The sequence below is a fragment of the Microbacterium sp. CCNWLW41 genome (assembly GCF_037083505.1).
Genome location: NZ_JBAOJP010000003.1, coordinates 284,104 through 297,405, shown reverse-complemented (window position 1 = coordinate 297,405; position 13,302 = coordinate 284,104). Strand labels below are relative to the sequence as shown.

Sequence of the window (13,302 nt, the reverse complement as noted above, 5' to 3'; positions counted from 1 at the left end):
GGCCGGGCCTCAGCCGTGACGCTCGCGGTAGCGGCGACGCGCGGCGGGATGCAGCGGCACGGAGGCGGTGTCGATGAGGTTGGACGGCGTCAGGAACTGCACACCCACGGACGGATCGGGGACCAGTCTCGATGCGTCGTCGATCAGGCGGTCGACGAGAGCGGCCGCGAGGTGGTCCTGTTCGTCCTCGCGCACGAGCAGGAGGTTCGGCACGCCGATCGACGGCAGGCTCTCCCGCAGCCCGTAGACGCCGGCGGGGATGGCCGTCGGGTGGTAGACCCGGGGATAGCGCTCACGAAGCAGATCGAGCGCCGCCGTCAGGTCGATGGGCGCGATCGGCGCCCCCTCCCCCAGCGCCGACAGGGCGGGCAACGGGACGCCGCCCGACCAGAACAGGGCGCCGATGGATCCCTCACCGAGTGCCTGCACCGCATCGCTCAGGCGCATCTCGCGGGGCTCGACCCCGCCATCGCCGAGGAGGTCGAGCGCGTCGAGGACGCGCCGGGCGCTGAGCGCCGTGCCCGAACCCGCGGCGCCGATGGAGACCGCGTGGCCGCGCAGCTCGGTCAGTCCGGTGCGCCCCTCGGGGACGATGCACTGCAGGTAGTTCTGGTAGACGCGACCGATGGCGGCGAGACCCGCGGGAGGATCCGGGACGGCGTCCGCGAGCGAGATCGCCAGACGCACCGCGCCCGTTCGGAGCAGCTCCAGGTTCTGCACGCTCCCCTCGGTCTCGCGCACCCGCATTCGCGCCGCGATTCCCGCCCGCTCCACCGAGGACGCGAGCAGCTGTCCGAACCGGATGTAGGTTCCGCCCGGCTCGCCGCAGGCCATCTCCAGCGACCGGATGGCCGGCGATGCGCATCCGGAGAGCGCCGAGAGCAGCCCGGTGCCGAGCACGGCACCGGCGAGGCCGAGGACGCCCCGCCGCGTCCACCCCGCCGTGGGTTCCTTCGCGGTCATTCGTCGACCCCGAACGTCACGACCACTCGGAGACCGCCGGCATCGGACCGCAGCAGAGTGAGGCGACCGTCGTTGGCGCGAACGAGCTGATCGACGATCGCGAGCCCGAGGCCCGTGCCGTGGCCGCCGCGATGCCGCGGCGAGCGCCAGAACCGGGTGCCCGCCCGCGCGAACTCCTCGTCGCTGAGACCGGGGCCGTCGTCCTCGACGCTCACCTCCGCCTCATCTCCGCGCCGGCGCAGCGCCACCCGGATGGTCGCCGATTCCCCGGCGTACTTGTGCGCGTTGTCGAGCAGCGCGGCGACGATCTCCTCCAGGTCCGAGCGCGCGCACCGGACCCGCAGGGTCTCCCCCGGGCTGACGACGACCCGCTGCGGCCATGAGTCCAGCAGAGGTCGCAACGGCTGGACGAGCGCGTCCGCGCCGGCCAGCACATGCGACCGGCGCGGCGCACCGTGGTCCTCCTGGGCGCCCGACACGCGCACGGTCGCCCGGTGCTCGGCCGTGGCGAGGTCGAGCATCCGCGACACCGTGCCTTCGAGCCGATCCAGGTCGTCCGAGACCGCCTGCAGTTCGTCGGAACGCTCCGGCGCGTCCAACGTGAGCCCGTCGACCCGGAGCCGGATCGCCGCGAGGGGATTGCGCAGCTGGTGCGACGCGTCCGCCACGAACTCCCGCTGCTGCGTGATCGTACGCTCGACGCCGGCCGCCATCCGCGAGAACGAGCTCGCCAGCCGCCGCAGCTCGACAGGTCCCGTGATCTGGTCCGGCGCGATCCGCTGGGTCGGGTACCCCTGCGCCGCGTCGTCCAGCACTCGTACCGGACGGAGCACCCAGTGCGTCCACCGCAGAGCGGCCATGCCGAGGACCACGAGCAGGGCGGCGCCGACCAGGCCGATCACCGACCACGACCACCTCACGTCGTGCCGGGCCGCCGTCTGGTCGACGGCGAGGATGACGGCGCCGGTCGTGGTCTCGCCGGAGGTCAGGATCGGCTCGGCGATGAGCGCCGTGTCCTCGCTGAACGGCGTGAGCGTCTCGACCGTCATCTGCGGGAGGTTGCGCGCGGCTGTCGCCGCAAGGCGTCGGAACGCGGCAGAGCCCGTGTCCAGCCCGGCGGTCGAGGCGACGACGCGGCCCGTGGCGTCGACCACGGCGGCCTGTTCGCCGTAGACCTCCCGGTACACGTCGAGGTACTGCTCCGCCGCCGCCATGTCGTCCGCGTCGAGCGCGAGCTCGGCCAGCTGCACGATGTGGTCCATGGACGCGGAGCGCGTCAGCACGAGCTCCTGCGTGCGGTTGGCAGCGAGCGCGGCGCCGATGGGGAGGATCACCCCGATCACCGCCAGCGTCGCCGCGAGCATCAGCGGCAGCAGGACCTGCAGTTTCACGGCGACGGCGCCTCGAGCCGATAGCCGTATCCGCGGATGGTGCGGATCAGATCGCCGCGCGGCAGCTTCTGGCGCAGCTGCGTCAGGTGCACGTCGAACGAGCGGCTCCGGGCGGCATAGGCGTCGCCCCACACCTCGTCCAGGATCTGCTCCCTGCTCACGGCCGCGCCGACCCGGCGCGCGAGCACGCCGAGCAGCGCGAACTCCGTGGCCGTCAGAGCGATCTCGGCGTCCGGCCCGAAAGCCCGTCGTGCCGCGAGGTCCACGCGCAGGTCGCCGACGACGATCTCGTCCTGGTGCGCGGCATCGGCTCGACGGCGTGCCACCGCCTCGACCCGGGCGAGGAACTCCTGCACGCGCACCGGTTTGACGAGATGGTCGTCGGCGCCGAGGCGCAGCGAGCGCACCGTGGAGCGCTCATCCCCCCGCGCGGTCACGACGATGACCGGCAGATCGCTGACCAGCCGCAGTCGCCGGAGCACGTCGAAGCCGTCGGTGTCCTCCAGCCCGAGATCGAGCAGCAGCAGATCGACGTCCCGGTGCCGCAGGAGCACGTCGCTGCCGCGCGACACGGCATCGGCCTCGTGCCCGGCGCGGCGCAGGGCGCCCGCCAGCGCCTCGGCGACCGAGCGGTCGTCCTCCGCGATGAGAACGTGCATCCCTGCATGATAGGCGCGGCCCCGGCGGTCCGGACCGGCCGACGACGACCCGAACGTTAAGGAGACGTTAGGTCTCGCGCCGTTCCTCCCTGCCGGCGCTCCCCGCGTCCTACCGTGACGGCATGTCCGACGAAGAAGTCGAGCGACGCGGAGACGGGGCATCGCGCACCACCGGGCCCCGCGACGACGTCGCCACCCTGACCACCACCGACGTGATCACGATCTCCGCCGACCCGGACGACATCATCGCCGAGGTCGACGAGGAACTGCCCTCCCGGACACTCCCGCGCGTGCTGGACCGGATCGTGACGGCCTACTGCGCGATCGTCAGTCTCGTGGTGCTCTACCACGTCTTCTTCCCGATGCGGCAGGGCACCCAGTACTCGCTCATCGTCTTCCTGTCGATGACGCTGCCGCTCGCCTTCGTCCTGTACCGCGGTCGCCTGCGGCGCCGGGGACGCACGCGCGCCGCGGAGTCTCCGTGGCCGACCTGGTGGGACTGGACGCTGACGATCGCGACTGTCGTCGTCGCGACCTACCCCATCGTGCCCATCGTGATCGGCGACGGCGGCGGAGGCTTCAACGCCTTCCTCGACCGGCAGGGATCGCTCGTGCTGGTCGACGTGGTCGCCGGCGCCGCGCTCACCGTCCTCATCCTGGAGGCGGCGCGACGCACGACCGGATGGGTGCTGCCGATCTTCTGCGTGGTCTTCTTCCTGTACGCGTACTACGGCGGCTTCCTCCCCATGGACTGGCCGATCTCGCACGTCGGGGTGGACTTCGACCAGATCATCAACGGCTTCTACAACGACCAGTCCGGGTTCTTCGGCACGCCGCTGAACGTCGCGGCGACCTACATCGTGCTGTTCATCATCTACGGCGCCGTGCTGTCGGCGACGGGCGCGGGCCGCTTCTTCATCGACTTCTCGTTCTCGCTGTTCCGCACCTCGCCGTCGGCGCCCGGCCGCACCGTCGTCACCAGCGGGTTCCTGCTCGGCACCGTGTCGGGCTCGGGCACCGCCACGGCCGTCACCCTCGGATCCCTCGCGTGGCCCATCCTCAAGCGCGCCGGTTACCCCAAGGAGAACGCGGGCGGGATGCTCGCCGCCGCGGGCATCGGGGCGATCCTCTCCCCGCCGACCCTGGGCGCGGCGGCGTTCATCATCGCCGAGTACCTGCAGGTGTCCTACTTCGACGTGATGGTGTGGGCGCTGGTGCCCACGATCCTCTACTACGCCGGGATCTTCCTGGCCGTCGAGATCGACGCCCGCCGGTTCGGCACCAAGGCGGTCGACATCCCGCGCCGACACGTCGGGAAGCTCGTGGCGCGCTTCGGATATCACTTCCTGTCGCTGGCCGTCATCGTCGTGTTCCTCGGCATGGGCCTGCCGCCGTTCCGGTCGATCGTGTACGCGACAGCCGTGGCGGTGGCGTTCGGGCTGATCGAGCGCGTCGTCTCGCGCCGGGACCCGCTCGACGAGACGGCCGAGCGCACGACCCTCCCCCGTGCGCTCGGCGACTACGTCCTGTCCCTCTACGGGGCGCTGGGAAGCGGCATCCGCAGCTCCATCCCCGTGGTGGCCGTCTGCGCGGCCGCCGGGATCATCACGAGCGTCATCGTCAAGACCGGCCTCGGCCTCACGTTCGCGCGCATGCTCGTGTCCGTCGGCGAGTCCTTGGGGTCGGATCCCCGCTCGGTCCTCGCCATCACCGTGCTGCTCGCCGCCTTCGCGATCATCCTGCTGGGCCTGGCTGTGCCCGTCACCGCGTCGTTCATCATCTCGTGGGTGGTGATCGGCCCCGCCCTGCTCGCGCTCGGCGTCGAGCCGCCGGAGGTCGCGATGTTCATCTTCTACTACTCGGTCCTGTCCGAGGTGTCTCCGCCGACGGCGCTCGCGGCTGTGGCCTCCGCCGCGATCACCGGCGGGGACACGATGCGCACGATGTGGCAGGCCACCAAGTACGCGCTGCCCGCGTTCCTCGTGCCGATCGCGTTCGTCCTCACTCCGGCCGGCGGGGCGCTGCTGTTGCGGGAAGGGCCCGGCATGGCGCTCTGGGTCGGCGCGGTCGAGCTCGTCGCGGTCGCGGCTCTCGCCGGCGCGACCGGCGGATGGATCCTGCGCCGGGCGCGCCTGCCCGAACGGATCCTGCTGGCGGTCGGCGCGGTGCTCTGCCTGTACCTCGAGACCGCGTCGCTGATCGCAGGTCTCGCCCTCATCACGCTCGCCGTCGTCCTCCATCTCGTCCTCACCCGGCGCGGGTCGGCACCGGCCGTCCCCACCCCCGCATGACCATCGAAAGGAACGCTCCATGTCGACCATCACCACCCGTCTCCTCGGGTCCGCCGCCGCTCTCGTGGTCGCCGGGCTCGCCCTCACCGCCTGCGGCGGCGCCCAGAACCGCCCGAGCGGCGGTGCGGACGAGAGTCCCGAGACCTCGGCGTCGGGGACCTGCGAGGCGCCCGCGCAGCAGCTCGCCATCGCCACCGGCAACTCCACCGGCGTCTACTACGTCCTCGGCGGCGCGATCGCGGATGTCCTGTCGTCCGAGACACCGCTGCGGGCGACGGCGGCCGAGACCGGCGCCTCCGTACAGAACATCGAGCAGGTCGTCGCCGGCCAGTATGCGATGGCCTTCTCCCTCGCCGACACGGCCGCCGACGCGGTCGCCGGCACCGGGGCGTTCACCGAGCCGCAGCCGATCCAGACGCTGGGCCGAACGCACTCGAACTACACCCAGGTCGTCGTCCGGGCCGACAGCGGCATCGAATCGCTCGAGGACATGGCGGGAAAGACCGTGTCCACGGGCTCGCCGAAGTCGGGCACCGAGGTGATCGCGCTGCGCCTGCTGGAGTCGGCGGGCCTCACGCCCGACACCGACGTGACGACGCAGCGTCTCGACCTCGCGACGAGCGTCGACGGACTCCGGGACGGGACGATCGATGCGCTCTTCTGGTCCGGCGGGCTGCCGACGCCCAACCTGACGGACCTGTTCACCACGAACGGGGACGCCGTGCGGTTCCTCGACATCACCCCGGCGCTTCCGGCGATGCAGAAGATCAACCCCGTCTACCAGGAGGGCGAGATCCCGGCGGACACCTACCGCACCGATGCGGCGATCCCGACGATCGTCGTGCCCAACGTCCTCGTCGTCCGCGACGACATGGACGACGCGCTCGCGTGCGGCATCACCGCGGCGATCTGGACCCACGCGGACGAGATCGCCCAGGTGCACCCGGCCGGGGAGGAGCTCGATCCGGCATGGGCCGTGGAGTCCGACCCGATCCCCCTCGCCCCTGGCGCGAAGCAGGCCTTCGACGAACTGGGCTGACACGACGGAGGAGGGCCACGATCCAGGATCGTGGCCCTCCTCCGTCGTCGGAGCCGACTGCGGGATTCGAACCCGCGACCGCCTGTTTACAAGACAGGTGCTCTACCAGCTGAGCTAAGTCGGCATCGGCCCTCGAGCGGCCTCCGAACCAGCTTATCGGCCGGGGCCCGCCCGGCGTGCGCGGGCCGTTCTCAGGAGCTCGGCGTCGGCGTGGGCTCCGGAGCGTCCGTCGGCTCGGGAGCGCCGTAGTACGCGTCACTGGCGACGGAGAGGACGAACTGCGAGAACTCGGCGGGATCGTCCAGAGCGCCGGTGTACGCCTGGCCGTTCACGAGCACCGTGAACGCGTCGGTCAGAACGAGGTCCTTCGAGCCGGGAAGCGGCCCCTCGAGGGCCCGGGTGGTGGCGTCCTTGGCCCAGCCGACGTAGTCCTTGCCCTCGATGCAGGAGCGCACCTGCTTGAGGTCGTCGACGCCGACCGAGTCGGCGATGTCGGCGAGGTCCGCATCCGTCTTGCCGTCCGTGTCCGGCGCCGGCTGGTCCGCCAGCAGCTCGTGGCTGTACGAGTAGAACTGGTCAGGGGCGTGGGTGGCCACGCAGGCGGCCGCGGCGGCGGCGCGCAGCGAGTACTTCGTGCCGTTCGAGTTCGCCGTGAGCAGCGCGACCGGGTGGTACGAGACCGTCGCGGCGCCCTGCTCGATCCAGCCGTTGAGCTGCTTGGCGTTCGCCTTCTCGAACTCTCCCGCGGCCGAGGCCAAGTAGTCGACGTAGATGTGGATGTCCACCGCCCCGGCGGCGGCCGTGCTCGTCGGCTCGGGCGCCGGAGTCGCGGTCTCCCCGGCCGTCGGCGCGGCCTCGCTCGGAGTGGGCGTCGGCGTCGCGTCCGTGGAGGTCGCCGTCACGGCCGCGTCGCGGACGACGACGCCGTCCTCCGACATGTTCGAGGGGCGCAGCTCGGGCTTGGACACCGCGGAGCCCACCGCCCAGGCCACGGCCGTCCCCGCCGCTCCGACGGCGACCACCGCGACGAGCCCGATGATCACCCGTCGCATGATCCGTGCGCGGGACTGCTTGGCGTGCACCTGCTGTGCCTTCTCCCGAACCGCGTCACGCGAGTGGCGGGTGGGGACGTTCGGCGTTTCGTCGCTCGACATCGTTCCTCTTGAGACTCGGCGGGGATCCGCTCCCCTCGGCTGCATTCGCAGCACCGTCGTCGATGCTAGCCAGGCAGGCTGGGAAAAACCCAGACGGCGCCGGAACGGGACCTGGACGCGTCGGCGACGACGATGGACCGGCGGCCCCGCCGCGTGCCATACTGAGCCTGGCCCGATGACGGGCCACGGCGGCTCACCCCCGCCGCTTCCATCACGAAGGATCGTCCGGCACGTACCTGCCGGTGAAGGAGAAAAGCAGATGGCATCTGTCACTTTTGACGAAGCGACCCGTCTCTACCCCGGGGGTACCCGCCCCGCCGTGGACAAGCTGAACCTCGAGGTGGGCGACGGCGAGTTCCTCGTCCTCGTCGGCCCCTCCGGCTGCGGAAAGTCCACGTCGCTGCGCATGCTGGCCGGTCTCGAAGAGGTCAACGCCGGCCGCATCCTCATCGGCGACCGCGACGTCACCGACGTCCCGCCGAAGGACCGCGACATCGCGATGGTCTTCCAGAACTACGCGCTGTACCCGCACATGACCGTGGCCGAGAACATGGGCTTCGCGCTCAAGATCGCCGGCGTCGGCAAGGAGGAGCGGGCGGCCCGCGTGCTGGAGGCCGCGAAGCTCCTCGACCTCGAGCAGTACCTGACCCGCAAGCCGAAGGCCCTCTCGGGCGGTCAGCGCCAGCGTGTCGCCATGGGCCGCGCGATCGTCCGTCAGCCGCAGGTGTTCCTCATGGACGAGCCGCTGTCGAACCTGGACGCCAAGCTCCGTGTCCAGACCCGTACGCAGATCGCGTCGCTGCAGCGTCGTCTCGGCGTCACCACCGTCTACGTCACGCACGACCAGACCGAGGCGCTCACCATGGGCGACCGGATCGCCGTGCTCAAGGACGGCCTGCTCCAGCAGGTCGGCTCGCCGCGCGACCTGTACGAGAAGCCGAACAACGTGTTCGTCGCCGGATTCATCGGCTCCCCGGCCATGAACCTCTTCTCGGCGGATCTCGCCGAGGGCGGCGTGCAGTTCGGCACCGAGGTCGTCCCGCTCGACCGCGACACCGTGGGCCGTGCGACCGGTTCGCAGGTCACCGTGGGCGTGCGCCCCGAGGACATCACCGTCGGCCCCGCCGACGGCAAGGGCCTGTCCGTGGTCGTCGACCTGGTCGAGGAGCTCGGCGCCGACGGCTACCTCTACGGCCACACTGAGATCAACGGCAAGCGCACCGACCTCGTGGCGCGCGTCGACGGCCGCAACCACCCGAACGCGGGCGAGACCGTCACGCTGGCCGCCAACCCCGGCCACGTGCACGCCTTCGACATCGAGTCCGGCGACCGTCTCAACGACAAGCCGATCGTCTCGGCGGCCTGACCTCACTGCGCGCGGCGCGGGCGGACTCCGGTCCCCCGCGCCGCGTCGTGTTTCCGGGATGATGGAGGGGAAGGGAGAGCGCATGCAGGAGTCGCTGACGATCACCGCGAGCACGGTCGATCCGGGCCTGTTGGCTCTTCCCTGGTCCCTTCCGCTGGCAAAATGGCCCTCGCAGGCCATCGTGTCCCTGCCCAAGGGCCTCTCCCGCCACCTCGTCCGGTTCGCCGATCTCTCCGGCACCGTCGTCGCGGTGAAGGAGACGACGGAGGAGATGGCTCGCCGGGAGTACGAGATGCTCGGCAACCTCGCCCGCCTGGACGTGCCGTGCGTGTCCCGCGTCGCCGTGATCGCCGGGCGGACGGACGATCGGGGGGAGCCGCTCCCGGCGGCGCTGGTCACCTCGCACCTGCGCTTCTCCATGCCGTACCGAGCGCTGTTCACCCGGGTGCTGCGCCCCGACACCGCCACACGCCTGGTGGACGCGCTGGCGCTCCTGCTCGTGCGGCTGCACAACGTGGGCTTCTTCTGGGGCGACGTGTCCCTGTCCAACGCGCTGTTCCGTCGGGACGCCGGCGCCTTCGCCGCCTACCTCGTGGATGCCGAGACCGGCGAGCTGCACGAGACCGGGCTCACCGACGGGCAGCGAGCGCACGACCTCGACGTCGCCCGGACAAACATCGCCGGCGAGATCATGGACCTCGCCGCGGGCGGACGCCTGGAGCACGGGGTGGACGCGGTCGCCATCGCGGACGGGATCGTCTCCTCCTACCGCGCTCTCTGGGCGGCGCTCACCGAGCAGGAGTCGTTCGCGGCCGGCGAGACCTGGCGGATCACCGAGCGCGTCGAACGCCTCAACGCGCTCGGCTTCGACATCGGCGAGATGTCGATCCAGACCACGGCCGACGGCACCCGGGTGGAGATCGAGCCGAAGGTCGTCGACGCCGGGCACCACCAGCGCCGGCTCATCCGCCTCACGGGGCTCGACGTCGAGGAGAACCAGGCCCGACGGCTGCTCAACGACCTGGACGAGTTCCGCGCCCGGTCGACGAAGCAGTGGGCGGACGAGGAGATGTACGCCCACGAGTGGCTGACGCGCGTGTTCGAACCGGTCGTCCGCGCGATCCCCTACGACCTGCGTGCCAAGCTCGAACCCGCCGAGGTCTTCCACCAGGTGCTGGAGCACCGGTGGTACATGTCCCAGGCCCGCGGTCGCTCGGTGGCCCTGGCCGAGGTGCTCACGTCGTACATCAACGACGTGCTGCGCCACCGCAGGGACGAGGCGACGATCATGGGGCCGCCGACCGAGACGATGTCCCTGCCCGTCGTGACCGGCGCCGTCCCGGTGTCGGACGACACCGACGCCATCGACTGGCGCGACCTCGTCTGACCCGGACCGCAGACCCGGGTCAGTCGTCCCTCTGGAGGTCCCCGACCGGTCCGTCGGCCGCCCCCGTGAGACGCAGCGTGGACCCGTCGAGATACGCCGCATCCGCGTAGCCTAGCCACGGCGTGACGCCTTCCGGGCACCCCGCCTCGGTACTCATGCCGAACTCCAGACGGAGACTGTCCTCGTCACGGACCCACCCGCCTCCCGGCTTCCACGTCCCGCTCCACGTGTTGCAGCCGTCGAACCCGACGACGCTCCCATCCGCGTCCACGCGGAGGCGCACCGACGGCGTATCGGCCGATACCCATTCGCCGACGAGACGATGCACGGTCGTCGGCGTCGGCACCGGTGTGACGGTGGGGCGCGGTTCCACGGGAGGCGCCGTGCACGCCGTGATCACGAGCAGGGCTGCCACGCCGATCGTCGCAGGCAGACATCGTCGTCCTGACCGAATCATCATCCGACACCACCGTTTCCTCCTGAGCATCGCCGGCGCGGCGCTCTCACTCTGGAGCGTCTCGCGGAACGGGATCGTCTCAATCGGACTCGGCGACGATGAAGACCGGGTGCTCCTTCGGGGCGAACTCGAGGGTGAAGCGCTCCGGCAGCACGACAGCGCGCGCGTCTTCCGCGATCTTCCGACGGGACTCCTCGGACACCGTCTCTCCGACGCGCACCGGACCGAACTCGACGACGATCACCCGGCGGTCCGGCTCCGCATACGTCTGGAAGGACGCCTCGGCGGCGTTCCGTTCGAAGAGGAGCTGGAAGAGATCCGCCGCAGCGTCCTGGTACTCGCGCTCCCTCACGCCATAGCCGCCGTGAAGCTCCACACCGCCCAGCTCCTGGAAGAGCGCCGGCACCTCGGCAGGGATGTCACCGACGAAGGACACCGACGCGGATCGCAGGTCGGGGTTGAGCCGCGACATCCCGAAGTCGTCCGGGAAGTCCGTGCGGAGTCGGTCCACGATGCCGGCGAAGGCCATCGACCAGGGCTGCACCCCGGTCCGGCCGGACCCCTGGTCCATGGCCTCGATCTCCTCCGCGGTGATCGCACGCGTACCCGTCCCCTCAGGCGGGAGGAGGACACCGGCGCCCGTCACCGGAGCAGCGGGAACGAACAGCACCGGATCCTCCGTCGCCGATCCGTCCTCCGAAGGTCGGACCGAGGCCACCGAGACCCCGAGAGCGACGAGCACGCCCGCCGTGGCCGCGATCGCCGGGAGGAGGGTTCGGACGGATGTCATCTTTGACTCCCTGGGTCAGGGGTATCAGGAGGATCAGGCGGAGTGTTCACCAGCCAGAAGTCCCGCCTGAGCCGAAAATAGCAGCGACACAAGGCGAAAGCGAGACCGGGCCGCGAGAATCGCACGCCACACCTCACTGTCCGTCTGCGCTCGCCCCCGGGACTGTGGGCGCGGACCGCTCGGCGGGGGCCGGAGGGCGGCGACGGAGCTGGAGCTCGCTGACGAGGGTGCCCGCCACGATGAAGGCGGCGCCGAGGAGGGCCAGCAGCGGCAGGCGCTCCCCCGCGATCCGACCGACGACCCCTGCCCAGACGGGCTCTCCGGCGTAGATGATCGTGGCGCGCGTGGGCGAGACCGTGCGCTGCGCCCATGTCATCGTGAGCTGGATGACCGCGCTCGCGACCCCCATCCCCACGGCCGCGGCCAGCCATACCCACGAGAACGCGGGGAAGGCCTCGCCGACCAGGGGCATGGCGGCGAACCCCAGGACCCCGGCCGTGAGCAGCTGCACGACCGTGAGCCGACCCAGCTCGTATCGCCCGGCGAAGAGGCCGATGAGAATGATCTCACCGGCGATCGGCAGCGTGCTCAGCAGGGTGAGGATCTCACCTTCACCGAGGCGGAGGCCGGAGGCGCCGGGACCGGCGACGAGGATGAGTCCGACGAACGCGAGCGCGGCGCCGACGATCGCCATGGCCCGCGGGGCCTTCCGGAACACGAGCCACTGCAGCAGCGGCACGAGCGGGACGTAGAAGGCGGTGATGAACGCCGACGTGCTGGAGTCGATGGTCTGCAGGCCAGCCGTCTGCAGACCGTACCCGAGGAAGATCGCCGCGCCGATCGACGCCCCCGCGGCGATCTCACGGAGACGGATCCCGCGCAGCACCCGGCGGAAGATCAGCGCGCTCAGCAGCCCCGCCGTGACGAAGCGCAGCCCGACGAAGAACATCGGCCCGCTGTGCTCCATCGCGAGGTGGACGACGAGGAAGGTGCCGCCCCACACCGCCGTGATGGCGATGAGGGCGGCCTCCTGCCGGCGAAGACCGGTCCAGCGCAGACGCGGGCGCGACGATGAGGAGGAGCCCACGTCGCCGCGGCCTCAGTAGCCGACGGTGAAGCGACCGCGGGAGTGCTTCGGCGTCTCGATCTCGTCGACGACGGCCACGGCGAAATCGGCGCCCGAGATGAAGGACTTGCCCTCGTCGTCGCGGACGATCACGTCGCCGCCGTCACGATAGGAACCCGTGCGCTCGCCCTCGGCCCAGGCGCCGAAGACCTCCGCGGGGTGGATGAAGAACCAGTCCAGACCGGCGTCCGCCGCCTGCAGGAGCTCCAGCGAGTCGATCCCCACCTGCGCCTCGTGCTTGTACTCCTCCGGGAAGTCCTGATCGATCAGACGCGGTCCGCCCGGCGCGACCAGGCTTCCGCCGGCCCCGCCCACCACGCCGAGACGGGTGGGCGTGCTGCTGAGGCGCGCGATCAGGTCGCGGAGCACGTCGAGCACGGCGTTCTCCATGTCGCCGCGGGGCGACAGGGCCGACACGACGGCGTCGGCGCCTTCGAGCTCCCCGGCGATGGCCGCCACGTCACGGACGTCGCCGTTGACGTAGCGCACGCCCTCCACGGGAGCGGCCGGCGTGCTGCGGGAGACGGAGACGACCTCGTGCCCGCGGCTCGCCGCCTCGGCGACGATGTGTGCGCCGGCGTAGCCGGTCCCTCCGATGACGACGATGCGGGCCATGGTGTTCCTTTCGATCTGTGACTCAGAATACGCAAGGATCAAGTCCGCTCACCGCCTCGCTATT

12 protein-coding genes and 1 tRNA gene are annotated in these 13,302 nt (G+C 71.0%); 4 read left to right on the top strand and 9 right to left on the bottom strand.

Annotated elements, in window-relative coordinates; translation table 11 throughout:
* Positions 1-9: 9 nt before the first annotated feature.
* Genes V6R91_RS13090 through V6R91_RS13080 form a run of 3 tightly spaced genes read right to left on the bottom strand, consistent with a single transcriptional unit; the run spans position 10 to position 3,013 of the window.
* A complete protein-coding gene (locus tag V6R91_RS13090; RefSeq protein ID WP_271062256.1) occupies positions 10-963 on the bottom strand; it encodes a TAXI family TRAP transporter solute-binding subunit in 954 nt (317 codons plus the stop codon).
* Positions 960-2,354, bottom strand: a complete 1,395-nt coding sequence (locus V6R91_RS13085; protein ID WP_336395687.1) for a HAMP domain-containing sensor histidine kinase — start codon at positions 2,352-2,354, stop codon at positions 960-962. The genes V6R91_RS13090 and V6R91_RS13085 overlap by 4 nt, the downstream gene beginning before the upstream one ends.
* The gene (locus V6R91_RS13080; RefSeq protein WP_271062254.1) at positions 2,351-3,013 is read right to left on the bottom strand and encodes a response regulator transcription factor; all 663 of its coding nucleotides are present in this window, start codon (positions 3,011-3,013) and stop codon (positions 2,351-2,353) included. Before V6R91_RS13080 ends, V6R91_RS13085 begins: the two co-directional genes overlap by 4 nt.
* A 122-nt stretch (positions 3,014-3,135) precedes the next feature.
* On the opposite strand from V6R91_RS13080, the gene V6R91_RS13075 reads away from it, so the two are divergent.
* Both V6R91_RS13075 and V6R91_RS13070 read left to right on the top strand, forming a co-directional pair.
* Positions 3,136-5,304 (top strand): TRAP transporter permease, encoded by a 2,169-nt coding sequence (locus tag V6R91_RS13075; RefSeq protein ID WP_336395686.1) that lies wholly within the window; start codon positions 3,136-3,138, stop codon positions 5,302-5,304.
* 19 nt (positions 5,305-5,323) lie between these two features.
* Positions 5,324-6,343, top strand: a complete 1,020-nt coding sequence (locus V6R91_RS13070) for a TAXI family TRAP transporter solute-binding subunit (RefSeq protein ID WP_271062252.1) — start codon at positions 5,324-5,326, stop codon at positions 6,341-6,343.
* Positions 6,344-6,394: 51 nt separating this feature from the next.
* On the opposite strand, the gene V6R91_RS13065 is transcribed toward V6R91_RS13070, so the two are convergent.
* Both V6R91_RS13065 and V6R91_RS13060 read right to left on the bottom strand, forming a co-directional pair.
* A tRNA-Thr gene (locus tag V6R91_RS13065) sits at positions 6,395-6,467 on the bottom strand.
* 67 nt (positions 6,468-6,534) lie between these two features.
* Positions 6,535-7,497, bottom strand: coding sequence for a DsbA family protein (locus V6R91_RS13060; RefSeq protein WP_336395685.1), 963 nt, complete (start codon positions 7,495-7,497; stop codon positions 6,535-6,537).
* A 259-nt stretch (positions 7,498-7,756) separates the two neighbouring features.
* Between V6R91_RS13060 and V6R91_RS13055 the strand changes: the two genes are divergently transcribed.
* On the top strand, positions 7,757-8,863 hold the full coding sequence (locus tag V6R91_RS13055; protein ID WP_067248255.1) for an ABC transporter ATP-binding protein: 1,107 nt from the start codon (positions 7,757-7,759) through the stop codon (positions 8,861-8,863).
* A gap of 82 nt (positions 8,864-8,945) precedes the next feature.
* Positions 8,946-10,250 (top strand): DUF4032 domain-containing protein, encoded by a 1,305-nt coding sequence (locus V6R91_RS13050; protein WP_336395684.1) that lies wholly within the window; start codon positions 8,946-8,948, stop codon positions 10,248-10,250.
* 19 nt (positions 10,251-10,269) lie between these two features.
* On the opposite strand, the gene V6R91_RS13045 is transcribed toward V6R91_RS13050, so the two are convergent.
* The 4 genes from V6R91_RS13045 to V6R91_RS13030 all read right to left on the bottom strand — a co-directional run bounded on the left by V6R91_RS13045 (position 10,270) and on the right by V6R91_RS13030 (position 13,238).
* The gene (locus V6R91_RS13045; RefSeq protein ID WP_336395683.1) at positions 10,270-10,665 is read right to left on the bottom strand and encodes an META domain-containing protein; all 396 of its coding nucleotides are present in this window, start codon (positions 10,663-10,665) and stop codon (positions 10,270-10,272) included.
* Positions 10,666-10,786: 121 nt separating this feature from the next.
* Positions 10,787-11,497 carry a hypothetical protein gene (locus V6R91_RS13040; RefSeq protein ID WP_336395682.1) on the bottom strand — a complete coding sequence of 237 codons (711 nt, stop codon included), beginning with the start codon at positions 11,495-11,497 and terminating at the stop codon, positions 10,787-10,789.
* A gap of 133 nt (positions 11,498-11,630) precedes the next feature.
* A complete protein-coding gene (locus V6R91_RS13035; RefSeq protein WP_336395681.1) occupies positions 11,631-12,584 on the bottom strand; it encodes a DMT family transporter in 954 nt (317 codons plus the stop codon).
* 12 nt (positions 12,585-12,596) lie between these two features.
* On the bottom strand, positions 12,597-13,238 hold the full coding sequence (locus V6R91_RS13030) for an NAD(P)-dependent oxidoreductase (protein ID WP_336395680.1): 642 nt from the start codon (positions 13,236-13,238) through the stop codon (positions 12,597-12,599).
* Positions 13,239-13,302: the final 64 nt, after the last annotated feature.